Here is a 21,651-nt window from a genome sequence, read left to right on the forward strand (position 1 = left end):
TAGGGGGCCTCCTGTGAGCATCATGACAGCGTTGGCGCCGATTCGGACGGTGGTTGGTTCGCGTGTGTCGGACACGCATGGGGATGAGGGCAAGGTCTCGCACTTGGTCGATCTGGCCGGCGACGGCGAGGACGGCAACGCGTTGTTTTCAGCGGCGGGGTAGTACACCCAGAAGAGTTGCAGTCAAGGCCCGCTTCAAGTAGTCCTCCAGGTCCAGGTGGAAGCGGGCCAGGTCGGGCTCGGCCTGGTAGGCCGCCTGCAGACTGGGTGGGGGGGTGCTGTACGCCGACAGCGCCCCGGCCATGACCATGGTTTGCAGACTGAACAGGGTGGCGTTCTCACCCAGTTCCGGTAGGTACGTCCGGAGCAGGTCGGTCATGGTCGTCAGGCGGGCCAGGGAGGCGCGCTTGTAGCGGGCTGCGACCTCGACGGAGACATTGTGTTCGAGAACGCTGCCCTGTGCACCGAAGAGCTCGCACAGCACCACCCGGCCGGACAGCGAGCGACTGAGGACCTCGGCCACCGCTGCGGCTCGCTCGGGCATGGAGAGATCGTTGTCGAGAGCGGCGGCCATCTCCTCTGTCAGTTCTGCCAGCCACTCCTGCAAGAAGCGGTCGAGCAGTTCCAAGAGCACCGCCTCCCGGGACTCGAAGTAGCGCAGCACATTCGGCTTCGCCAGCCCTACCCGGCGGCTGAGCTCGTTGAGGGTGACCGCGGCCACCGGCATCTCGTCGAGCATGGCCGACGCCACGTCGAGGATCGCCTGCCGGCGGATCTCCCGTTGTTCCTCTGTTCGCGCGCGCTGGAAAGTCACGTTCCCCAGTCTAGATTGCGTACCGTCGGTACGTTGACATCGTACCGACGGTACCTTAACGTCTAGGCGCAAGATACCTTCGGTACTTTCAGAGGCTGGGAGTCTGGCATGAGCGACAAGTGGACGACCGCACGCATCCCTGACCAGCACGGGCGGGTGGCCGTCGTGACCGGCGCCAACACCGGCCTGGGATTCGAGACCGCCAGGGCGCTCGCCGAACGCGGCGCCTCCGTGGTGCTCGCCGTGCGCAACGTCGAGAAGGGCGAGAAGGCGGCGGCCCGCATCGGCGGCGAGGTGACCGTGCAGGCGCTGGACCTGACCTCGCTCGACTCCGTCCGGGCCGCAGCCCAGGCCCTGCGATCCCGGTACGGCCGGCTCGACCTGCTGATCAACAACGCCGGCGTCATGTACACCCCGAAGCAGACGACCACCGACGGTTTCGAGATGCAGTTCGGGACCAACCATCTGGGCCACTTCGCACTCACCGGCCTTCTGCTGGACCTGATGCTGCCGGTGCCCGGCTCGCGCGTGGTGACGGTCAGCAGCACCGGCCACCGCATCCGGGCCGCGATCCACTTCGACGACCTGCAATGGGAGCGGTCGTACAGCCGGGCCGGCGCCTACGGCCAGTCCAAGCTGGCCAACCTGATGTTCACCTACGAGCTGCAGCGCCGGCTCGCCTCGCACGGCACCACCGTCGCGGTGGCCGCACATCCCGGCCTGTCCAGCACCGAGCTGGTCCGTAACAGCCCTGCGGCCATCCGGCTTCCGCTCACTTGGCTCGCGCCGCTGGTCACCCAAACCCCGGCGATGGGCGCGCTGCCGACCCTACGCGCCGCCGCCGACCCCGCCGTGCTGGGCGGCCAGTACTACGGCCCCGGCGGACGCCTTGAGATCAAGGGTCACCCTCAGCTGGCCACCTCCAGCGCACAGTCGTACGAGACGGCCGTCCAGCAACGGCTGTGGGCCGTCTCCGAAGACCTCACCGGCGTGATGTTCCCCGTCGCCCAATCCCAGCAGAATTAGAACCAGCCCGGACCGGCCATCACCAGTTGGCCCACGCGCCCTACACCTGGTCGTTCTCATCCAGGCCGAGCCCGGCCGCGCCCGGGTCACGCAGCGGGCGCAGGGCGCCAGCGGCCGGGGTGGAGGCGGTGACGCTGTAGCGGCCGAGCACGTTGTCTGGTGAGGTCGCGTTCAGTGAAGTAGCGACTTCCGCCCGTCCTACTACTCTGCGTGCACAGGCGTGAGGGTGCATGTGCAACCGGCGATGTCACGGCGGTGACGGGAACTCGGCCTGTAAACGGCTGCCCACCGGCTCGGGAGTGCGGCACGGCGCCCCGGAATCGAGGGCCGCGAGCTCCGGTCAGGGCAGTGGCACGGCGTGAAGGCAGGCATGGCGGCCCGGCCCCGGCAACGCGGTAAGCGGCCGGGCCACCTCTCCTTCGATCGCCACCCGGAATGCGCCCGTCTCATCCGCGTACACCGGTTCCCCGGCAGCGGTGTGCGCGCCGGTGAGGTGGACGACGACGATCTCGGGCGGCCCGTGCCGGCCGGGCGGGCCGGGCAGGGTGACCGCGTAGCGCTGGGGTCTGTCCATGGGTCGCCTCGCCTCATCCGGTGTGCGGTTGGGTGCTTGCCAGGGCGGCGCGGAGCACTCTGCGCTGGCGGGTCGGGCCCGCTGTTTCAGGCGACGGCGGCCAGGTCCGCGCGGCCGAATAGCAGGGCGTAGCCGCGGGGTAGGTGGGCGAGGAGGCGGTCGGTGAGGTTGTCGTCGGTGAGGGTGGTGAGGGCGGCCAGGACGGAGGAGGCGTCCCAGCGGGCGGCGGTGAGGCTGGTGCCCAGGGTGCGGGCGAGGCTTTCGACGAAGGCGGGGGCGGTGACGGGATGGGGCAGGGGGATCTGGGCGGCGAGGACGGCGCGGGCCCGTTCGGGCAGGGCTGCGGCGAGGTCGCAGCGTTCGTCGCCGGTGAGCTGGGAGCCGAGGAGGGCCAGGACGGCGTCGAGGACCCGTTCGGCTTCCTCGTCGGTGGTGTAGCGGCCGAGGTTGCGGACCTGCTGGAGGAGGTGGCGGTAGCGGGTCATGACCGTGGGGCCTTCCAGGGGCTGGCCGCTGGGCGGGCCGGCGGCGCGTGAGGGGTGGTCAGGGTCAGGGTCGTGTCCCTGCGGTCGGGCGGCCGAACAGCAGGTCGTAGCCGGGCGGCAGTTGGAGCAGGACCTGGTCCATGAGGTCGTCGTCGGTGGCGTCGGCCACCGTGGACAGGACGGCGCCGATGTCCCATAGGGCCGTGGCCTCGGTAGCGCCCTCGATCCAGGCCGCGGTCGCGCGCACGAACCGCTCGGCGCTGAGGGGCTCGGCGGCCTGCAGCGGGTTGAGCAGGATCAGGGCCATGGTCTCTGGCAGTCGGGCGGCCAGTTCCGCCCGCACGTCGCCGACCAGGTGGGCGCCGAGCAGGGCCAGGACCACCCGGGCGGCCCGCTCGGCCTCCTGCGGGCTGTCGTACTCACCGCGCTCCCGGACCTCTTCCAGGAACGCCACCCATCGAAGCGTCATCTCGGTTCTTCCTCCGTCCCAAGGCCCGGCGCGCCCGGGCGACCTCAAGGCTCGACGGCCAGGCGCCGGTGCAGACCGGTCAGCTTGAGCAGCCGCACCACGCAGCGACCGGCCCCGCGCAGGACCAGGCGGGCATCGCACCGGTCGGCCTGGTTGCGGGCCCGGACCAGGGCGCCCAGGCCCGCGCAGTCCATGAACGTCACCTCTGACAGATCCAGCACCACCTCCCGGTGTGACTCGAGCGCGGTGGCCAGAGCACGGCGCAGCGAGGGTGCGGCGTCGAGGTCGATCTCGCCGTGGACTCGCACGATGAAGGGCTGGTTGCTCTGGCCGTTCATGGCGTTTCCGCGTCGCTGCGGGTAGGCCGGTCCTGGCGAGGCCGGCCCGGCGGTCGAGGGGTGTTCCGGCCGCCCCTTTCGATCGAGGGGGGAGAGATCAGGGGCGACCGGAACGGCATCGGAGGCCGGTCAGGCCTGGATCTGCTTGCGGCTTCCGCTGTGGCTGATCTCGATCTTGCGGGGCTTGGCCTTCTCGGCGACCGGGATCTTCAGGGTCAGCACGCCGGCGTCGTAGTCGGCGGTGATCCCGGCGGGGTCGAGGGTGTCGGAGAGCATGACCTGGCGGGAGAACACGCCGAGCGGGCGCTCGGACAGCTCCCACTTGATGCCCTCGCCTTCCTGGCGCGGGCGGCGCTCGGCCTTGACGGTCACCATGTTCCGCTCGACGTCGATGTCGATCGCCTCCGGGTCAACCCCCGGCAGGTCGAAGCAGATCACGTACTCGTCGCCGGCCCGGTAGGCGTCCAGCGGCATCGGCGTCGGACGCGACCAGGTGCCGGTCGTGTTGAGGAACTGCTGGGTCAGCCGGTCCAGCTCGCGGAACGGGTCAGTGCGCAGCAGCATTGCGAAACACCTCCACGGATCGAATGGGTGCCAGTGCGCTTCACCTGACTCCTTTCTAGCGCGTCATCCATCCGATGACAAGTTGCTGTGTCGCCTATAGAGTGACTGCATGAGCGAGAAGTCCCGCAGAGCCGCCCCCGACGCCGCCCCGCCGTTCGAGCCCGTCTCGTTCCTGGCGGCCGCGGCGGCGCTGGCCGCCATCGACGACGCCGTCCGCACTGCCCAGAACCCCGCGTCCCAGCCCCCGACCACCCCTGACGAGCACGGTGGCCCTGAGCAGGCCCTGGCCGCACTCGTCCTCCTGCGCGAGCTGCGCGGCCAGCTCGCCGGCTGGGAAGCCGGCCTGGTGGAGAGCGCCCGGGAGGCCGGCGCCACCTGGGCCGACCTCGCCCACCCGATGGGCGTCGCCAGCCGCCAGGCCGCCGAGAACCGCTACCTGCGCCTCAAGCCCTCCGCCGGCGACGCTTCGCGGTCCGGAACCGGCGCGGAACGGGTCAAGGCCGTCCGCGACCGGCGGGCCGCCAACCGATCGGTCACCGCATGGGCCCGCGACAACGCCGCCGAGCTGCGGGTCCTCGCCGCCCAGATCACCACGGCCGCACTCGCTCCCGGCGCCCGTCCCGCCCAGGCCGCCCTGACCGCCGCCCTCGGCGCCACCGACCCCGCCGACCTCATGGAGCCTCTCGCCGCCATCCGCCCCCACCTCGGCACCGGCCAGGGCGACCTCGCCACCCGCCTCGACGCCCTCACCCACCACGCCACCCGGCTCCGCGATGACAGCGACCGACGCCGCGCCTGACCCCTTCGCCGCCGCCGAAAGGCGCTGGCAGGACCTCCTGGACCGGATCCACGACCTCGAAGCCCGACTGGCCGCCACCGCGAGCACCGTCAACGCCGCCCTGGACCACCACCTCGCCCGGCTTGACGCCCTGCGCCACCACCTCACCCACCCCAACTGGCCACTGCCCGACCCTGATCCGGGCAGTCCGCAAACCACTCCGGCGAACAACCGGCCTGCCTGACAGGGCCGGGAGCCACCGCAAAGCGAGTGTCATGAATCAGGTGGACACCCTGTTCAAGGGAGACACTGATGAGCTCGCTGACGGATCAGCAGATCGGGTCGGTTCCTGACGGGTCGGTTTCGTCGGAGCCGGAAGCTGCCGATGCCTTGGGCATGGGTCCGAGGAAGAGTACGGGTGCGTCGAATGTGGTGGCCTCGGTCGCCGAGCTGGCGACCGAGCAGGCCAGGGCCGGCGGGATGCAGCTGCTCGGTGATGGCGGGCTGCTGCAGCAGCTGACTCGGCGCCTGCTTCAGGAAGCCCTGGAGGTCGAGATGGACGAGCACCTGGCCTCGACCGCGGAGCCGGGCCGCTCGGTGCGCAACGGCGGCAACGCGCGCAACGGCCACCGGATGAAGACCGTGATGACCGAAGCCGGACCGGTCACACTCGAGGTGCCCAGGGACCGGGCCGGCACGTTCGCCCCCAAGGTCGTGCCCCCGGCACGCACGCCGCACCGAGGGCCTGGACAACCTCGTGGTCTCGCTGACCGCGAAAGGCCTGACCAGCGGCGAGATCGTCGCCCACGTGGCCGAGGTCTACGACATGACGACCAGCAAGGAGACCGTCTCCACGATCGCTGTCAGAACTGGTGGTCGAACACTGCGGTGACGGGCGCGTGGTCGCTCCAGCGCTCGGCATGGGTGTCGGCGCGCTCGACGTGGGACTCGATGGCCTTGGCGGCCAGGCCGGGGGTGGTGACGATGAGGTCGATTCGCCAGCGGATAGACGCCTTTTCGAAAAAGGTCCACCCGTTCGAGCATGGCTTGTTCGAGGGTGCCGGCTGGCCTGGGCGGTAGGGGGAGGCCCATGGGCATTGTGACGGCTTTGGCGCCGGTTCGGGCGGTGGTGGGTTCGCGTGTCTCGGACACGCACGGGGACGAGGGCAAGGTCTCGCACCTGGTGCAGGCGGAGTCGGCGACCCGGCACGCGGTCTCGAAGGAGTGGGAGATCGTCGGGTCGTTCGAGGACCTGGACGTCTCCGCAGAGATCACTCCGTGGAAGCGTCCGGATTTGGGCCCGTGGCTCACCGATCGCCACAGCGAGTGGGACGCGTTGGTGTGGGCCAAGGTCGACCGGGCGTTCCGCTCGGCCAAGGACTGCGCGGACCTCGCCCACTGGGCGGAGGAGAACCACAAGGTCCTGGTCTTCACCGACGACGGGATCACCCTGGACTACCGCGAGGGCCGCGAATCGTCGTTCGGGAACGAGCTGGCCAAGGTCTTCCTGATGCTGGCGTCGATCTTCGCGGAGATGGAACTCAAGCGGATCAAGGCCCGCGTCAGTGCCGCACACAAGCACCTGCGCAAGACGGACCGCTGGGCGGGTGGCCAGCCGCCGTACGGGTACCGGATCGTCGACCGACCTGGCGGTGGCCGCACCCTGGAGCCGGACCCGGTCACCTCCGAAGCCGTCCGCTACATGGGCAAGCTCCTGCTGGAGGGGCAGAGCCAGTGGATGATCGCCACGGCCCTGGAAGCCGCCGGCTTCGACACCCCGTCGACCCACGCGTACAAGAACCAGGGCGACAGCTACACCAGCAAGCGCAAGACCGCGCCGTCGAACCACTGGAACCCGACCAGCGTGGGGAAGATCCTGCGCTCGCCGGCGATGATGGGCCTGAAACTGACCGGCCGCTCCGTGGAGGCGCGCAAGATCGCCCGCGACGCCAAGGGCCTGCCGATCCAGATGGCCAAGCCGCTGTTCTCGGAGGAGGAGTGGGCTGCGATCCAGGCGGCGATGGACGAGCGGTCGATCACGAAGGAGCGCTCGAACGGCGCCTCGCCATGGCTGGGTGTGTCGCACTACGACCGCTGCGGTGACCGGTTCTACCGGCAGGTGAACCTCGCGAAGAACGGGAAGGTCTACGAGTACTACCGGTGCGCGAAGACCGCGGGGAAGCCGGCCTGCAAGGGCCAGTCCGTCAAGGGCGAGCGCGTCACCGCCGCGATCACCGCGTTGATGGATGTCAGCGGTCATCCAATTCCCCACGTTTGACCACTTTCGCGTCAAACAATTCCCCACCCCCACAGTCACGGTTCCCCAGGGGGACGGTGGTCGTCGATTGGGGTCGTGACACGCCGAGGCTGGGATCGAACTTTCCCTGTTTCGGGTGGTTTGAGCGTTGAGTTGCCATGCCAATCGATTCCTCCTGGTTCCCCATGGGCATGCCGGAGCCGGGTTGAGGGGCCTGACCATCTCCGAGGCATGGCCGTCCCTCGACCTACGGGCCGAGAGGTCGACGGACACACCGGATGGCTAGGAGAACGTTCACCGTGGTCGACATCGTCGAGATCTACATTTACTGGTACGCGGGCCGCTCGAAGATGCAGCTCGCCGCCTCGCTCGGGGTGGACCGCAAGACGGTCAGGAAGTACCTGAGGCCGGCGGAGGCAGCCGGGATCACCCCGGGCGGGCCGCCGATGAGCGAGGCGGACTGGGCGAAGCTGATCAAGAGCTGGTTCCCGGAACTCGTCAGTCGTCGGCTGAACCAGGTCACCTGGGGTGAGATCGAACAGCACCGCGACTACGTCAAGAGCCTGCTGGAGACGACGACCGTCACCACGATCCACCAACGACTGTGTGACGAGGGGAAGTTGAAGGCGTCACTGTCGTCGTTCAGACGCTGGGTGCACGAGAACCTGCCGGAGATGACGGCCAGGTCGAAGGTCACCGTGCTGCGGGACGACGTCGAGCCCGGCTCGGAAGCCCAGATCGACTACGGCTTCCTGGGGCAGTGGATCAACCCCGCCACCGGAAAGCGTCACCGGATCTGGGCGTTCGTGATGGTCCTGCCCTGCTCGCGGCACATGTTCGTCCGCCCGGTGGTCCACATGGACCAGAACGCCTGGACCGAGGCCCACGCGGAAGCGTTCCGGTTCTTCGGCGGCGTCCCGCGCCGGTTGGTGCCCGACAACCTGCGAACGGGCGTCGACAAGCCCGACCTGTACGACCCGAAGATCAACAAGTCGTATGCCGAACTCGCCACCTACTACGGGACGTTGGTCGATCCGGCGAGAGCGTCACATCCGAAGGACAAGCCGCGGGTCGAGCGGCCGATGCCCTACGTCCGGGACTCGTTCTGGAGCGGGCGCCAGTTCACCTCCCTCGAACACATGCAGGCTGAGGCCCTCACCTGGACGAGGAACGTCGCCGGTCGCCGGCAGTGCCGACCCCTGCAGGGAGCCGCGCCAGCGGCGGTGTTCGAGGCCGTGGAGGCCCAGGCCCTGCTGCCGCTGCCGGACAAGCCGTTCGTGCTGGCCCGCTGGTCCACCGCCACGGTCGGACCGGACATCCACATCAAGGTGGGGCGCACCCTCTACTCGGTCCCCTGGAAGCTCATCGGCCGCAAAGTCGACGTCCGCTCCACCGCCACGATGGTCCAGGTCTTCCACGAGGGCGTGCTGGTCAAGACCCACGCCGCCCTGGAGCAGGGCAAGCGCACCGACAGAGGCGACTACCCGCCGGAGAAGATCGCCTTCCAGATGAAGACGCCGATCTGGTGCCGCACTCAGGCATCCGAGGTCGGGGACGCCTGCCGCGAGGTGATCGACCAGCTGCTGGAAGTCAGCGCGCTCTACCGGCTCCGCGCCGCCCAGGGGATCCTCGGGTTGCGGAAGAAGTACGGCGACCAGCGTCTGGAGGCCGCCTGCGCCAAGGCCATCACGGTCGGCGACCCGTCCTACCGCACGATCAAGGGCATCCTGATCGCCGGCACCGAGACCGACCCCGAGCCGGAAACCGGCGACGCCGGGGCGGCGGCCTTCCTGCACGGGCCCCAGGGCCTGTTCGCCGCCGCGATCCCCATGCAGACCGCGGACGAACTCCACGGCGACCAGGGCCGCGCCGACGCCGAGGAGAGCGTGCGATGAGCGTGATGGACACCGCCCTGCGCGAGTCGCTCAAAGCGCTTCGCCTGTCCGGCATGCTGGAGACCCTCGACGCCCGCCTGGCCCAGGCCCACGGCGGCGAACTCGGGCACCTGGACTTCCTCCAGGTCCTCTGCCAGGACGAGATCACCCGACGCGAGACCGTTGCCTTCCAACGGCGCTTGCAGAAAGCGAAGTTCGAGCAGCAGGTCACCCTGGAGGAGTTCGACTTCGTTGCCTCCCCGAAGCTTCCCGCGGCCCAGATCCGCGACCTGGCCGCCCTGCGCTGGCTCCACGCCGGCGAGTCCGTAATTCTGTTCGGTCCGGTTGGGGTGGGCAAGACACACGTCGCCCAGGCCCTCGGGCACCTCGCGATCCGCCAGGGTGCGAACGTCCGCTTCACGAAGACCAGCCGTGTCCTTGCCGAGTTGGCCGGTGGCCATGCCGACCGCACCTGGGAGAAGCGGATGCGCGAGCTGGTCCGCCCCGACGTGCTCATCCTCGACGACTTCGCGATGCGCCAGCTCACCGCGGCCCAGGCCGACGACCTCTATGAGCTGGTCAGCGAGCGGCAGGGCCGGTCCCTGATCGTCACCAGCAACCGGGCTCCCAGCGACTGGTATCCGCTGTTCCCGAACCCGGTCGTCGCCGAGTCGCTCCTGGACCGGCTGATCAACACCAGCCACCAGGTCATCATGAACGGCCCCAGCTACCGGCCGAACAAGCGCCCCCGGAACCCCACCGAGAAACCTCCGACCACCTGACCGACGCCACGGGATGCTGAAGTAATCGCTGGCCGCAGCCGCGGTTCCGTCCCGCTGGTCCACGTGGATGATGGCCCAGTGACGAACATCAGCGACGCCCACGTGAAGGTCCACTTCCGGATGGAGGTGGACGAGGACGGCTGGCCGCCCGCGAGCGTCGAAAGCCTGTGGGCAGTGGACCTCGGCGACGGAACGGTGCGTCTCGACAACACTCCATGGTTCGTCCGCGGGGTCGCCAGCGGCGATGTCATCCGCGTGGACATCGATAACGACGGCCTGCGCTGGGCCAGCGAGACCATTCATCCCTCGGAGAACTGCACCATCCGGTTGATCGTGCTGAAGGACGGAGGCTCGGCTGTGGTTTGACAGACCGTACTGGAGACCTTCCACCGACTCGGCACCACCGGCGAGGGCATCGAGCAGTTCCGGATGGTCGCGCTGGACATCCCGCCGGAAGCGGACATCCAGCGGATCCGAAAGCTCTTGCAACACGGCGCCGCGAAAGGTTGGTGGCACTGGGAAGAAGGATGTGTCACTGCCGCCTGGAGAGCCAGTGCAGGCCCTGAGGACGACTGAGCGCCGCCAGGACGGCTCAGAACGTTTCGCCATTGAACCTGATTCACCGCCTGTGACTACCGTATGGGACACGATTGGGGCACGGTCACCAGCCCCACGTCGGCATGCTCAGAAGGGTGCTTCCTCGTTCCAGCCGCTGGCCCACAGCACGCTGCCATCAAACATTGCTGCGCGTTCGGCCTGCCATGCGGCGTCGTGGCGCTCGCGTAGCTCAGTGACGTCCTCGCCCCATGCCTCCAAGGCTCTGAGTGCGTCGCCGCGGTAGCACCTTCGAGAGCTGACCGCGAGTCCACTCCTGACCCTGTCGGCGATCAGCGAGCGCTGTTCGGCAAGTCCGGGATCTAGGAGAATCGTGGCGGCAGCAGCCAGTGAAGCCTCACCGACCGTCGGGTCAGGGTCGTCCAAGAAGCGGTTCACGTCATTCAGGAGTGCCGGCAGGACCGCCCGCACGGCTGCCAGGTCTGTTTCGCTACCGGAGTCCCATGCCACCGCGTCCGCGACGCTGCCCAGCCAGTCCAGCAACTCTGCCCGCAAACACCGCTCCTCGTCGTAGAAAACGCCGCAATCCTCCGTCCGCACGTCCCCGAGGATGGCCGCCACGACCAGCGAGGCTGCGGCCGTCGATCCGTAGACCGTGTTCTGGTGAAGCACCAGTGAGGCTAGATCGCGCACCGCCCGGCGCCGAGCGTCGAAGTCACTGGCCAGCAGCTGCACCAGGATCTCCTCCGTACGATCTGCCTCCTGCTCATCCGGACAGGCGTGATCCAGCGCAGCCCAATCGGTGCTAGCCATCAGAATCTGCGCGTTGTGTGGCAGGGATGATTCGAGGTGGTTCGGCACATCGCTCATACGAGGATTGTGGCGTGGTGTGCCGTCGATGCCCCCGGCAGAGCTCAGGCTGAGCAGGTGGTTGCCTCCTCGATCGGGCAGCTCCGCCGCACCCGGGCTCTCCGTAAGGTGTTTCAGGTCAGCGACCGGACGCGAGAGGGCGGGGAATTGTCTGGCGTTTGACGTGGGGAATTGGCTGACCGTCGACAGTGGATCACCTGGCCGGGCTGGCCATGACGGTGCGCAGGTTCATCCCCGGCGAGGACCACACCGAACAGCTCAACCACGTCACCCAGGCCATGCGCGACCTGCGCGAGGAGAAATGCCGCAACCTGTTCGACTACCCCGGCGGCGACGACGAGTACGCCGAAGCCCTCGAAGTCCTCGTCGATGAACGCCGCCGCCTCGCCGCCCTCCCACAACGCCCCTCCGCCTGGGTCGAGGTCGAGACCGGCCAGACGTTCGCCGACGCCTGGACCCAGGCCGACCAGGAACACCGCCGCCAGCTCCTCCTCGGCCTCAAGGCCCGCCTCTACATGACACCCGACATTGAGGGCTGGTACCTACCCGCCGAACTCGAAGCGCGCGTACCGAATCTGGCGTGCGCCGGGCGCTCGGCATAACTCGGGTGGTCCGGATAGGGCGTGGGGCAGTGGCCGAGATGAGGTACCTGCGGGCGGGCTTTCCTGAGGTGCAGGCGTTGCTGTCGACTCAACGGTGCCGCCACAGCGAGTGCAGCCGCAGGACGTCCATCTGCCAGTGCTGTTGGAGGCCGTTCTGCGGGTGTGGCAGCTCCCTGCCGAGCGCTGATGCGACCTCGCGGTAGACCTCCGTCGGGCGTGGTCACCCGTGACGACAAGAGCCGACAGCAACGGCTCGCCAGCTGGCGTGTCACCGTCGACCCGGGCGAGCAACTCACGCTGCTCCGAGCCCTGAAGCCAGGGCAGGTCGCGATTCAACCGACGGCTGATTCTCGACCAGGTGATGGTGGATTGGTGCCGGGCGACATCACGGAGAACGTGCCCCACGGCCCCGGCGAGTTCAAACGGGGCTATCCAGGACGGCTCGGAGGCCGTGATCACACCTGACACGTCAAGATCATCGCAGAGCGAGATCACTTACAGGACGGCCCTTGGTTGCCCTGAGTGACGACCTTGGGTGATGTTCGAGTTGTCCTAGTCCCAGTCGTCTGGCCACCCACTCAGCTAGGACTCGCGCAGACCGGCTGGGTCCCATGTCGGTAGCCCGATGTCAGTTCCCTTGAAACCTCTGGTGCAGGGAGCGCATTGTGTGGATCACGAATCGATCGTCGTCATTTCCCACGGCGAGAAAGTCGTCAAGGTCCGGCCAGTCGATGAGTTCGCTCAGCAGCGCTATGGAGCGCATGTCACCAACTTTCAACGCCTCGGCGCAGGCGTGGCCGGCGTTGCGGAGGAGGTCGATGACGGAGTGCCGAAACAGGCGGGGACCCTCGGCTGATAGCTTCCAGAAGCGAACCTCCTCGATGGCTTCGCGCCACTTCGCCTGCCGGGCGAGCGCCTCGATCATGAAGCGTCGGGCTTCCCCCGCGGTCGGGCCGACCAGCCCGTCTTCCAGCAGCTTCCGGCAGCACTGCTCTGCTTCGGCATGCCGGCCCTGATGGATCAGCTCATTCGCCTGTTCGATAGTCGTCTGGCTGGTGGAGTAGTCGGACGGTTCGATCCTCCCCTCCAGGTCGGCGAAGGCGAGCGCCAGCGGTGCAAGCCGTGCTGCCTCGGCCTGCGGCAGATGCGCGTACTGGATTGCTATCCGCGAGTCGATGGCCAGCTTGAGGGCGGCCTTCGGGGCGTCGAACGCCCAGGCTCTGGCTTGCTGGAGTATGAACTCCAGGTGCTCTACCGCCTCCTGGAAGGTGGTCGTGAGGTTGGTCTTCAGGTCACCGCCTATCTCTTGGGCCTGGATATAGATCAGGGCTAGGGACTGTCGAGTCTGTACAAGCAGCACATCATTCGTGGGGTCAAGGCGCCCCAGGTGCTGGAGTTCGAGGTTGAATAGCGCCTCTGCGCGGAGTACATCCCCCTGAGTGTGATGGGAGCCGGCGAGATTGCCGTACAGGTGGGCAACGCGTGTGCTGGAGAACCGCATCTGCTCGATGCGGAACAGCAAGGTCTCGGCATGGGGGGTGATCGCCTGTACCCGTTCAAGTTCTCCGAGCTGCAACGGCCAGTAGAGCCAGCGCTCAAGGTGTCCGAGGAGCCGGTCCAGGGCGGCGGGCAGTTCGTAGTGCGCCCGCAGCCGTGCTCGGAGCAGGGCCTGGCTGACAGTGTTGACGGCGAAAGTTCGGTCCGCGTCCGGCAGGGATCTTCCGAGGGTGGATGGCAACGGGAGGTCGTTCTTGATCAGCGAGAAGCGGTTGAGTTCCCTAAGCGTCTCACCGAGATTGGCGAGTTCGGGCGAGACGAGGAAGTACCCGCGGTGCTCGCTCTCTTGCGAGTCGATGTCGGTGAGTGCGGCTGCCAGGAGCAGGTGTCCCGGGATACGGTGTGACGCCAGATATGCAGATGCGTAGAGCATGTTCAGGGCCAGCGTCGGCAGGTCAGCGACGCCGGGCCGAGTACGGGCTTCAAGGCGGTCGATACAGAGATTGAGTGCTGCCGCCAGCGTATCGGGATATCCGGGAGGAACGGAGTCCTCGTCACTGAGCGAGCGGACCGCCAGCTCTTCCAGGTAGCTGTCGACGTACTCGGGCCCGTGATGACAGCCGTCGAGGTAGCCGGCCCCCAGTTCCAAGGCCAGCGGCCAGTCGCCCAAGGCCTGAGCCAGGCGACCGAGAACCGCTTCCCAGAGGGCACGCTCATCATCGTTGAGGCGAAGGCGCCGGCTCAACAGCTCAACGGACTCGCCACGCTCCATCACCGGCACCGCGATGACTGCACCACCTCCAGGGTGGGATGCCCCGTTGAGGGTGGTGACGATCACATCACCACGACCCACCTTCGGCACCCACCTCTCAACCTCCCGAGCCGAGTTCACATTGTCGAGGACCAGCAGCCAGCGCCCCGCCAGTCGGCCGAGAACATCCTGCACCGCCTGCTGGAGTGCCCAGATCGGACCCCCGCGCAGGGTGTTCGCGGAAGCTGGATCAACTGCGGCGACGACGCGATCGAAAGACGTCCGGATCGAGGACTCCGTCTCACAGTCGATCCACCCAATGAGGTCGTACTCATCAGCATGGGCCGCGATGAACAGCGCAGCGGCACTCGACTTCCCGATGCCTGAGGGACCGACCAGCGTCGCACGGCGCACGGTCTGCCGGGCAACTACCTCGAACGCTCTCTCCAGCGGTACGAGCAGCGTGGGTCGTTCAACATCGGGGATTGTGGGGATCGACCCGACCAGTGTGCCCCAGTCCCGGAACCCGATCGAGTAGGCCAAGGTCTCGCCATCGACCAGCACGAGCCTGCGCAACTCCTCTACCGGAAAGCTCGCCCGGTTGCCGGTGACGTCAGCGGCTCGGCCTAGGATCTCGGAGATCAAGTATCCGGTCAGCAGACCAGCGGACTGTTCCCCGAGCCCATATCGTGCTCGGTTGCGCAACGCTCGCAGTGCCTCGCGTAGGTTTTCGCGGATCTCCTCGTCGTCACGCTGGTCGTAGGCCACCCGGCAGCGCGTCAGTCGGGCGAGTTGCTCCTCGTTGAGGCTTTCCAGCTGCCTGTGCCGCTGCGGCGCGGCGCGGAACAGCTTGAGCAGGTGGTCGCGCAGCTGCGAGGGCTCCGGTTGTGAGGAGAGGATGTCATTGAGCTGGTCGCTGAGGGCACCGCGTCGGCCATTGGTCAACAGCCAGTACTGGCGAGCCTCTTGGGTACCGCCCACCATGTCCAGGAGGATGCCCAGAGCCGTTGCCCCGCTGATCGTGCCGCCCGCAACCTTGCTCTTGACCTGGACGACCGATCGCAGGGAGCCGTCGAGCTCGACGACATCTAAGTCCACCTGATCTTCGGCTCCCTCACTGGCAGAGGGCCCCTCCACACGAACACACGCCACCTTCTCATCGTCGATCACCGCGATCAGCTGTTCCAACGTGCGCAGGTACTGATACTGGTAGCCGCGTGCGGCGACACGCCCCCCGTCCACCCAGCATCCTCCATTCGCCAGCACCCGCCCGCCACCGAGAGGGTTCCGCATCCAGCGTGCCACTCCGGGTAGCGATCTACTGGCAACTTCGAAAGTCCCGTCGGACCCTGGTAGCGACAACAGGACGGCCGCTGAGATTGCTTTCCCTGAAGTCAACTGATGGTGCGTCGGTTTTCTCGGACGTGGCTGATGAGGCCGGCGTCCTTCTGGCACGTACATCCGGGAGTTGGGGGTCCAGTAGTCGGTCATCTGGTCGGGTCGGGGGCCGAAGCGGGTCGCGCCTGACTGGCGGACCTGGGCCGCTGCCCCTGCCACCCCCATCGTTCGGGGCTTCCGTCTCCCCTTCACCACCACCGAGTTCGACGTCACCCGAGGGGACTTCGCCAGCCTGGAGATCCGCGGTTCCCAAGATGGCGATGGGCTCCAGCACCTCTACGACACACGCGCACGCCGAATGATCACCGACTTCGTCCTCGACGATCGGCCGCAGGTAGCGACCCTGCTGAACGTCACCGTCATCAAGAAGGGCGACAGCTATACGCCGAGGATCAAGCTCTGGAAGAAGGACAAGAAGAAGGCGGGGGACACCCCCATCTCCCAGATGATGCCTGACACCGGCGCCACCCGGGCGGTCAAGGCGCTCGTCGATACCGGCGACGTTCACGAGAACTTCTGGAAGGTCATCAACTTCCTCCAGGCCTGCGCCGGCCTGAGCACCCCCGGTGACCTCCACCAGCTGGTGACCGGGGACGAAGCGCAGCTGGCCCAGCTACTGACCGGTCAGGACCGGACGATGGTTCTCGGTGCGGTCAGGTCCGCGATCGGCGGCGGACTCACGGAAGCGGACATCCGGCTGATCAGCAACCGCAAGGAACAGCTCCAGAGGTTCGAGCGACTGCTTACCGATCCGGAGTACTTCCAGCAGGCGGAGAGCCTGGCCACGACACGCGGGGCGGAGGCGGTCTGGCAGGCCTTCTTCGAGGAGAACCAGTGGATCTTCGGTTACGGCCTCAACCTCATCGCCTGCCAATCCATCGACGACGGCAAGCTGGAACGCATCACCACAGGCGCCAACATCTTCGGCGGCGCCGGGAAGCGCATCGACGCCATTATGCGTTCCAAGGGCCTGATCAGCAGCATGCTCTTCTGCGAGATCAAGACCCACGAGACTGAGCTACTCGCCAGAATCCCGTACCGCTCGGGCGTCTACCAGGCATCGAAGGAGCTGGGCGGGGGCGTGGCTCAGGTGCAGAAGACCGTCAACAAGGCCCAGCAGCTCATCTCCCGCCAGTTCCTCGATCGCATCTACGAGGACGACGGCACCCCGATCGATGTCGGGCTGTCTACCACCCGCCCGCGGCAGGTCGTGGTGATCGGGAGCCTGCAGGAGTTCATCCAGAACGGCGCCGTGAACCCGGAGAAGCTCAGCTCCTTCGAGCTGTACCGGACGTCGATCCAGGACGTCGAGATCATCACGTTCGACGAGCTCTACCAGCGGGCGTGTTTCATCGTCGAGGACCGCTGAGTCTGGTTGGCGTAAGAGCATCGGGTCTAGCTCCATCGCGTGGGCATTGCGGCGGACAAGTCGCCGCTCCTGGCTCAGAGTGTGTGGACGATCGGCGTCTCGACTTGACGTTCGACGCGTTCCGGTGGCTGGAGGCTACGGTTGATCCGACAGCTCGCGGTAGCCTAGTCGGCGGCTGCGACAGTTTGGCGCTTCACGGCAGTAGCGGATTCAGTGCGGCCAGCCCCAGTTCCACTGCAGATATGGTGCTCGCTGCGGATGGCGGCGCGCAATGAGGGCAGCCCGGATTCACCCGCGAGTGTGCTGGCGGGTGGCCGGCGAGGTCAGCCTGTTGCCGCTGCTCGGCGGCCGGTCCTCTCTCAGGGGCCGTAGGGGCTCCACCCCTTGAGGAAGGGTTCGAGGTCCGAAGGCCTGGGATCTGGGATAGCGGGAGCGCGCAGTTCGCCGTTGAGCGGGTCCAGGCGCTCCAGGTATCCCTGGATCCAGCGGAGCCACGACTGAGCTGCTTCGCGTTCGGCGGCGGAGTGGATGCTCTCGATTCGCTTTTGGGCTGCGTCTAGGTACTCGGAGAGCTGTGCGGCGCGGCGCCAGGAGAGTTCCTGCTGTTCAAGGGCACGGATCCGGTATGCCTCGGCGTAGTCCTGGCGGGCTCGGTGTACGGCGGCTTCCCATTGCCGACGACGCTCGCGGGCGGCTTCCTGGTCCGCGTGGCGTTTGGCCTCCGCTGCGGCTCCGCGCAGGTCGATCTCCTGCAGGATCTGCGGAAGCTCGTCTTCGAGTGGCTCGGAATCGGTGTCCGACCACTGCGACTGTCGGTGGACGAAGCCGCCGCTTACGGCGATCCCCAGACGGTTGCCGGGAAAGTAGTCGAAGCGGGGGATCTTCACCCAGGAGTTGCGCGCGGCATCGGCGAGCTCCTTCGCGGAGGCGATGTGCTCGGTACGTTCCTTCAGTTGTGTGATGCGCACGCCGCAGGGGTGTCCCTGCGCGGTGACGATGAAGTGGTCCTCGGACTCGGCGTGCTCATAGCCGTGCCGGTCGGTTCGCTGCTTGATGACGCGGACGGTGTGCCCGCGGTGTTCAGCCTCCGCCACGATGGCTTGGATCAGGCGCAGCGCGCGAGGGAGTACGGGTTTGGTGAGGTTGAGTGTTCGCTTGCCGTCGCGCAGCGCGGCGACGACGCTGTGGGGTTTGGTCAGGCGTTCCGGGATCGGGACCGGGTCCGGGACGGCGAGTCGCCATGCCGGGATGTCCTCGAGCCGGATCTCGTAGCCGCCTTTGGCCCACCCGCTCTTGATGTCCTTGCCTGCAGGCAGTTTGCCCGAGCGTTTGGCGGAGTTGACCCGGGCCGGCCAGTTGGGTGTTCCGGGGCCGCCGTCATGCTGCACCACCAGGCGGCCGCCGGCCGCGATGAGGTCGTCGATGAGTTGCTCGCCCAGGGTCCGCCGCTCCGGCTTCGGCGTCGGGCGTGTTGCCGTTGCAGTTGGGTGCTGCGGTGAATCGTGGCGCTCGGGCTCGGCGCGCGTTGCAGGGGTATCGGCCTCTCGGGCAGTAGCGGGTTTTGTCTGGCGAGCCGGCCGGGTGGTGGGGCGGCTGCTGTGGGCTGTGGGTCGCGGAGGTGGGTAGGTGCCGTGTTCGAGATAATGCCGTCCGGCATCGGTGAGTTCGGCACTCCAGGTGCCGCCGCGCTTGCTGACGGATGCCAGATGGCGATCCTGGAGCGCGCGGGCGCTGTTCTTGTAGGCAGTGTCCTCCCACCTTCCCTCTGGGCAGCCATCGGCAATCCAGCGCAGCACGCTGATCTGCTTCTCGTTGAGGGCACTCCTGGATGTGGACACAGCCTGGATGTAGCACGCCACCGTGTGAACTGTCGACCGGTCGCACGTTCGACAGGCGCCAGTCAGCGCAGCCTGTCTGGCGATCGGTGCCGCCGGCCTCAGGAACGGGCAGAGGCCGGACGGGTCTTCCCGAAGCTGCTTGAACGCGGCTGGGCGTTGTCGCCGTAGGACAGCAGCGTCTGCTCGAAGTCGCTACCGACCTGCCGGCTGTCGCGCTCTAATGCAGCCACGCTCCTTCTGAGACCGGGTTCGCCAGCCATCGCCCTCACGGGGCTGACCTCGGCCTTCACGGACTCCGGCCAGAGCCGTTCTCAGGGGCCTGGACTCCGAGGAAGCGGCCAGCCTGATCGTCGAGCACCTAACCGAGCGCATCGTTGGCCATGTCAGGCGCCCTTTTCTAGCCACGGGATGCCTGTTTCAGGTCCGGGATTCGCCGAACAGCCGTCGGCTTGTCGGTGCCAGGGGCTACCGTCTGAGCGTGGCTGCTGGACAGGCGCTCTTGGATACCGGGTTCGCGCACCGCATGAAGGCGTTGGCGTGCACCGCACCTCTACATGATCTCGATGGGCGGAAGTCGGCAGTTCAGGCTGCTGACTTTACGGTCTATCAGATGAGCGAGCTGGCTCTGCACGCGATTGATCTCGTGACCCTCGCGATGGACTTCGATGCCGGCGCTTCCCCGGAGCGCGTCGTTGCAGACTTGTCGACCTTCGCGGCCAGGCAGGTCCCGGAGCGCCCGACGGGCGAATACGAGAGGGTCGCTCGGTGGGTGCTTGAGAACCTGATCAATGTCGGCTCAGCCGACCGTGGCTTTCGTGCCGTCTATGGCCTGACCGGGGCGGATGGCCACTACGAACGTCGAGACTTCGACTTCAAGCTGTTGGAGGAGGTCCCGGGGGCCGACGGTGACATCTACTTGCGGGCCTCGAACGAGGCGGTCAACGTCCTCGTCGGCGCGCTCGAGATCGACATCGAGTCCGCGCAGATTGCGGCGGACATACGCCTGGAGACGTTGATTCGCCGCGGTCGGCTGTCCGACGCGCAGGCTGCTGCGCAGGCCGCTCGCTACCGCACGATCCAGTACGGTGAGATGCTGCGCCAGCGGCTCGAGGCGACCAGCCGCGACGTCCGCTCTGTTGACTGGCTGACCAGCATGCCGGACTTCATCGCAGAGGCACTGGAACACATCGAGGCGCGGTACAAGGCCGAGAACGCCATCCTGGTGAACATCACAGATGTGCGCGACACCGCTGACACTCCCCTGCGCAAGCAGCAGGCCGCAGCGCTGGTAGAGATTGTGCGTGACTGCCTCCGACGCCATGAGCAGCTCCAGGCCGGACTGCAGAACGCTGGGCGGCGGTTCCGAGCAGAGCAGGACCGCCAGACGTTCGCACCGCAGCCTGCGCGGGCCGACATCGATCTGCACGCCCAGTTGCTCCAGCCCGTCCTGGCACTGCCGGTACACGATGCCGACGGCGTGTTGAGCACGTTCTTCACCCGCGAGGCCGGCCTGACGATACCGCTGGCGCTACGCCTGGTTGACCTCTTCACCGCCTTGGTGACACCGCCGATCGAGCGGGAACTGCTGGGAGGGGAGATCGAGGAGCCGGAACTGTCCGACGAGCCGGAGCCTCCGGCCTTTCCAGATGAGTGCTATGACTATCTGGATGGACTCCTGGACCTGGATCCGGAGGCGCCGCGGCGTCTGTCCGGCCTGCTGGAGGAGGCCCGAGAACTGCACCCAGAACTGCCGCTCCTCCTGGTGGTTCGGGTGCTGGCGCTCGCGGCGCAGGAGATCGGCCCAGCGAGGCGGCACGGCGCAGAATCGGTCCTCATTGCCGTCGACGACGGCACGGTCTTGGAGGACGACGAGTTCGCAGGCACTGACCTGCTCGTCGCTCGAGCCGTCCTGGTACCGCCCCAGGAGCTGGAGGAGCACTCTCACATGGGCGGAGCCCGGGCAGACGATCCGAGACTCTCCCTCCCCTCGATGCGTGAAAGGGGTGCAGCATGAGTGGCACTGAGACGACCGCTGACGCCAACCGTCTCTTAGCGTTTGGCTTGCGGCCCAAGATGGTTCCATCGCGGGACGAAGAGTACCGGCGGCTCGTGCAGCGATTCCGTACTGACGACGAGTTCGCGGCCGTGACGGCTGCTGCCGCCAACGGGCTGGGTCTGGTCATTCTTGAGGTGACCGAGCGCACTGGGATCGTGGCGGCGTCGCTGGACGACAGCGTCTTTGCTGTCCGGATGGGCGAGTACGCGCGCCGAACCGGTGGCGAGGGCAAGGCACATGAGCGAGTCCTGCACGCACTGGCGCACTTGGGCGCCGCCACACTGGCTTTCCCCCGCCCGGCTGACCTTGCCGACGACTCATACCTGGGACGAGTCACGGTCGAAGGCGTCGAAGCGTTCGTGCGCGAGGCGGCGAACCGGGTCGCGGAGAAAGCAGTTGAAGAGGGCGAGATCACCGACCCCTCCAGCGGCCGCCCAGGGCTGGAGGCGGTGTGGCGAGTCTACGTGCGCAGGGCGCGCACCGGGGCAACCGGAGACAAGCGCAAGCTGTACAGCTCGACGACCGGCATCGTCGGAAAAGCGCTCACCTTCCTGGCGGATCAGGGCCTTCTGGTGCGCACCGGAGATGACCGTGGAGGCACCTACCGGACCACGCCGCGCTATCGGGCACAAGTGCGGGAGGCCGGCGCGCTCATGTTCGGTGAGTTGCTGGAACTGGGCATCACTGAAGTCACCGACGGAACAGGAAGCTTGGCTGTCGAGTGGGCTCCTGAAGACGTAACGAGGCTGTGAGA

20 protein-coding genes and 3 pseudogenes are annotated in these 21,651 nt (G+C 67.2%); 12 read left to right on the forward strand and 11 right to left on the reverse strand.

Going from position 1 to position 21,651, the window contains the following annotated elements; all coding sequences use genetic code 11:
* Nucleotides 1-148: 148 nt before the first annotated feature.
* Nucleotides 149-814 (reverse strand): TetR/AcrR family transcriptional regulator, encoded by a 666-nt coding sequence (locus ABTY15_RS24755; protein WP_350599324.1) that lies wholly within the window; start codon nt 812-814, stop codon nt 149-151.
* A gap of 108 nt (nt 815-922) precedes the next feature.
* Here ABTY15_RS24755 and ABTY15_RS24760 point away from each other — a divergent pair, with 108 nt between their 5' ends.
* Nucleotides 923-1,840, forward strand: coding sequence for an SDR family NAD(P)-dependent oxidoreductase (locus ABTY15_RS24760; protein ID WP_350599330.1), 918 nt, complete (start codon nt 923-925; stop codon nt 1,838-1,840).
* Between the two features lie 340 nt (nt 1,841-2,180).
* Here the strand turns inward: ABTY15_RS24760 and ABTY15_RS24765 are convergent, their stop codons facing one another.
* The 5 genes from ABTY15_RS24765 to ABTY15_RS24785 all read right to left on the reverse strand — a co-directional run bounded on the left by ABTY15_RS24765 (nt 2,181) and on the right by ABTY15_RS24785 (nt 4,270).
* Entirely contained in the window at nt 2,181-2,414 is a 234-nt protein-coding gene (locus tag ABTY15_RS24765; protein WP_350599336.1) for a DUF6296 family protein, read from the reverse strand.
* An 86-nt stretch (nt 2,415-2,500) separates the two neighbouring features.
* Nucleotides 2,501-2,899 (reverse strand): DUF2267 domain-containing protein, encoded by a 399-nt coding sequence (locus tag ABTY15_RS24770; RefSeq protein ID WP_350599341.1) that lies wholly within the window; start codon nt 2,897-2,899, stop codon nt 2,501-2,503.
* Nucleotides 2,900-2,963: 64 nt separating this feature from the next.
* Nucleotides 2,964-3,368 (reverse strand): DUF2267 domain-containing protein, encoded by a 405-nt coding sequence (locus ABTY15_RS24775; protein ID WP_350599344.1) that lies wholly within the window; start codon nt 3,366-3,368, stop codon nt 2,964-2,966.
* A gap of 44 nt (nt 3,369-3,412) precedes the next feature.
* Nucleotides 3,413-3,706, reverse strand: coding sequence for an STAS domain-containing protein (locus tag ABTY15_RS24780; RefSeq protein ID WP_350599351.1), 294 nt, complete (start codon nt 3,704-3,706; stop codon nt 3,413-3,415).
* A gap of 129 nt (nt 3,707-3,835) precedes the next feature.
* Complete coding sequence (locus ABTY15_RS24785; protein WP_049649656.1) at nt 3,836-4,270, reverse strand: Hsp20/alpha crystallin family protein; 435 nt, start codon at nt 4,268-4,270, stop codon at nt 3,836-3,838.
* A gap of 109 nt (nt 4,271-4,379) precedes the next feature.
* On the opposite strand from ABTY15_RS24785, the gene ABTY15_RS24790 reads away from it, so the two are divergent.
* From ABTY15_RS24790 to ABTY15_RS39835, 3 genes and pseudogenes are all read left to right on the forward strand, one after another.
* A complete protein-coding gene (locus tag ABTY15_RS24790) occupies nt 4,380-5,069 on the forward strand; it encodes a hypothetical protein (RefSeq protein WP_350599359.1) in 690 nt (229 codons plus the stop codon).
* A complete protein-coding gene (locus ABTY15_RS24795) occupies nt 5,044-5,292 on the forward strand; it encodes a hypothetical protein (RefSeq protein ID WP_350599362.1) in 249 nt (82 codons plus the stop codon). Before ABTY15_RS24790 ends, ABTY15_RS24795 begins: the two co-directional genes overlap by 26 nt.
* 152 nt (nt 5,293-5,444) lie before the next feature.
* Nucleotides 5,445-5,916: pseudogene (locus tag ABTY15_RS39835) on the forward strand (transposase); the annotation flags it as partial.
* Here ABTY15_RS39835 and ABTY15_RS24810 read toward each other — a convergent pair.
* A pseudogene (locus ABTY15_RS24810) lies at nt 5,912-6,049 on the reverse strand (exodeoxyribonuclease III); the annotation flags it as partial. The pseudogenes ABTY15_RS39835 and ABTY15_RS24810 overlap by 5 nt on opposite strands.
* An 89-nt stretch (nt 6,050-6,138) precedes the next feature.
* Here ABTY15_RS24810 and ABTY15_RS24815 point away from each other — a divergent pair.
* The 4 genes and pseudogenes from ABTY15_RS24815 (at nt 6,139) to ABTY15_RS24830 (ending at nt 10,537) form a co-directional block, all read left to right on the forward strand.
* Nucleotides 6,139-7,326 (forward strand): recombinase family protein, encoded by a 1,188-nt coding sequence (locus tag ABTY15_RS24815; protein WP_350599368.1) that lies wholly within the window; start codon nt 6,139-6,141, stop codon nt 7,324-7,326.
* Between the two features lie 278 nt (nt 7,327-7,604).
* Nucleotides 7,605-9,200 (forward strand): IS21 family transposase, encoded by a 1,596-nt coding sequence (gene istA, locus ABTY15_RS24820; protein WP_502893580.1) that lies wholly within the window; start codon nt 7,605-7,607, stop codon nt 9,198-9,200.
* The gene (gene istB / locus ABTY15_RS24825; protein WP_350599380.1) at nt 9,197-9,961 is read left to right on the forward strand and encodes an IS21-like element helper ATPase IstB; all 765 of its coding nucleotides are present in this window, start codon (nt 9,197-9,199) and stop codon (nt 9,959-9,961) included. The genes istA and istB overlap by 4 nt, the downstream gene beginning before the upstream one ends.
* Nucleotides 9,962-10,081: 120 nt before the next feature.
* A pseudogene (locus tag ABTY15_RS24830) lies at nt 10,082-10,537 on the forward strand (DUF4265 domain-containing protein).
* Between the two features lie 108 nt (nt 10,538-10,645).
* Here the strand turns inward: ABTY15_RS24830 and ABTY15_RS24835 are convergent.
* Entirely contained in the window at nt 10,646-11,386 is a 741-nt protein-coding gene (locus tag ABTY15_RS24835) for a hypothetical protein (protein ID WP_350599385.1), read from the reverse strand.
* A 212-nt stretch (nt 11,387-11,598) separates the two neighbouring features.
* On the opposite strand from ABTY15_RS24835, the gene ABTY15_RS24840 reads away from it, so the two are divergent.
* Nucleotides 11,599-11,988, forward strand: a complete 390-nt coding sequence (locus tag ABTY15_RS24840; protein WP_350599388.1) for a hypothetical protein — start codon at nt 11,599-11,601, stop codon at nt 11,986-11,988.
* Nucleotides 11,989-12,616: 628 nt separating this feature from the next.
* Here the strand turns inward: ABTY15_RS24840 and ABTY15_RS24845 are convergent.
* Nucleotides 12,617-15,478: a tetratricopeptide repeat-containing protein gene (locus ABTY15_RS24845; RefSeq protein WP_350599393.1), complete on the reverse strand. Its 2,862-nt coding sequence runs from the start codon at nt 15,476-15,478 to the stop codon at nt 12,617-12,619.
* 454 nt (nt 15,479-15,932) lie between these two features.
* On the opposite strand from ABTY15_RS24845, the gene ABTY15_RS24850 reads away from it, so the two are divergent.
* On the forward strand, nt 15,933-17,003 hold the full coding sequence (locus ABTY15_RS24850; protein WP_350599398.1) for a Shedu immune nuclease family protein: 1,071 nt from the start codon (nt 15,933-15,935) through the stop codon (nt 17,001-17,003).
* Nucleotides 17,004-17,362: 359 nt separating this feature from the next.
* On the opposite strand, the gene ABTY15_RS24855 is transcribed toward ABTY15_RS24850, so the two are convergent.
* The gene (locus ABTY15_RS24855) at nt 17,363-18,862 is read right to left on the reverse strand and encodes a hypothetical protein (protein ID WP_350599404.1); all 1,500 of its coding nucleotides are present in this window, start codon (nt 18,860-18,862) and stop codon (nt 17,363-17,365) included.
* Between the two features lie 77 nt (nt 18,863-18,939).
* Nucleotides 18,940-19,071 carry a hypothetical protein gene (locus ABTY15_RS24860; protein WP_350599408.1) on the reverse strand — a complete coding sequence of 44 codons (132 nt, stop codon included), beginning with the start codon at nt 19,069-19,071 and terminating at the stop codon, nt 18,940-18,942.
* Nucleotides 19,072-19,319: 248 nt separating this feature from the next.
* On the opposite strand from ABTY15_RS24860, the gene ABTY15_RS24865 reads away from it, so the two are divergent.
* Together ABTY15_RS24865 and ABTY15_RS24870 are read left to right on the forward strand one after the other, a co-directional pair.
* Nucleotides 19,320-20,855, forward strand: coding sequence for a hypothetical protein (locus ABTY15_RS24865; RefSeq protein ID WP_350599411.1), 1,536 nt, complete (start codon nt 19,320-19,322; stop codon nt 20,853-20,855).
* Nucleotides 20,852-21,649 carry a hypothetical protein gene (locus ABTY15_RS24870; protein ID WP_350599413.1) on the forward strand — a complete coding sequence of 266 codons (798 nt, stop codon included), beginning with the start codon at nt 20,852-20,854 and terminating at the stop codon, nt 21,647-21,649. Before ABTY15_RS24865 ends, ABTY15_RS24870 begins: the two co-directional genes overlap by 4 nt.
* Nucleotides 21,650-21,651: the final 2 nt, after the last annotated feature.

The organism is Kitasatospora sp. NPDC097643 (assembly GCF_040302625.1).
Lineage (GTDB): Bacteria > Actinomycetota > Actinomycetes > Streptomycetales > Streptomycetaceae > Kitasatospora.

Bases quoted from the DNA above. Each gene is read 5' to 3' on its own strand.
- ABTY15_RS24760 (WP_350599330.1), top strand. From the start codon at position 923: ATGAGCGACAAGTGGACGACCGCACGCATCCCTGACCAGCACGGGCGG.
- ABTY15_RS24765 (WP_350599336.1), bottom strand. From the start codon at position 2,414: ATGGACAGACCCCAGCGCTACGCGGTCACCCTGCCCGGCCCGCCCGGC.
- ABTY15_RS24770 (WP_350599341.1), bottom strand. From the start codon at position 2,899: ATGACCCGCTACCGCCACCTCCTCCAGCAGGTCCGCAACCTCGGCCGC.
- ABTY15_RS24775 (WP_350599344.1), bottom strand. From the start codon at position 3,368: ATGACGCTTCGATGGGTGGCGTTCCTGGAAGAGGTCCGGGAGCGCGGT.
- ABTY15_RS24780 (WP_350599351.1), bottom strand. From the start codon at position 3,706: ATGAACGGCCAGAGCAACCAGCCCTTCATCGTGCGAGTCCACGGCGAG.
- ABTY15_RS24785 (WP_049649656.1), bottom strand. From the start codon at position 4,270: ATGCTGCTGCGCACTGACCCGTTCCGCGAGCTGGACCGGCTGACCCAG.
- ABTY15_RS24790 (WP_350599359.1), top strand. From the start codon at position 4,380: ATGAGCGAGAAGTCCCGCAGAGCCGCCCCCGACGCCGCCCCGCCGTTC.
- ABTY15_RS24795 (WP_350599362.1), top strand. From the start codon at position 5,044: ATGACAGCGACCGACGCCGCGCCTGACCCCTTCGCCGCCGCCGAAAGG.
- ABTY15_RS24815 (WP_350599368.1), top strand. From the start codon at position 6,139: ATGGGCATTGTGACGGCTTTGGCGCCGGTTCGGGCGGTGGTGGGTTCG.
- istB (WP_350599380.1), top strand. From the start codon at position 9,197: ATGAGCGTGATGGACACCGCCCTGCGCGAGTCGCTCAAAGCGCTTCGC.
- ABTY15_RS24835 (WP_350599385.1), bottom strand. From the start codon at position 11,386: ATGAGCGATGTGCCGAACCACCTCGAATCATCCCTGCCACACAACGCG.
- ABTY15_RS24840 (WP_350599388.1), top strand. From the start codon at position 11,599: ATGACGGTGCGCAGGTTCATCCCCGGCGAGGACCACACCGAACAGCTC.
- ABTY15_RS24850 (WP_350599398.1), top strand. From the start codon at position 15,933: ATGATCACCGACTTCGTCCTCGACGATCGGCCGCAGGTAGCGACCCTG.
- ABTY15_RS24870 (WP_350599413.1), top strand. From the start codon at position 20,852: ATGAGTGGCACTGAGACGACCGCTGACGCCAACCGTCTCTTAGCGTTT.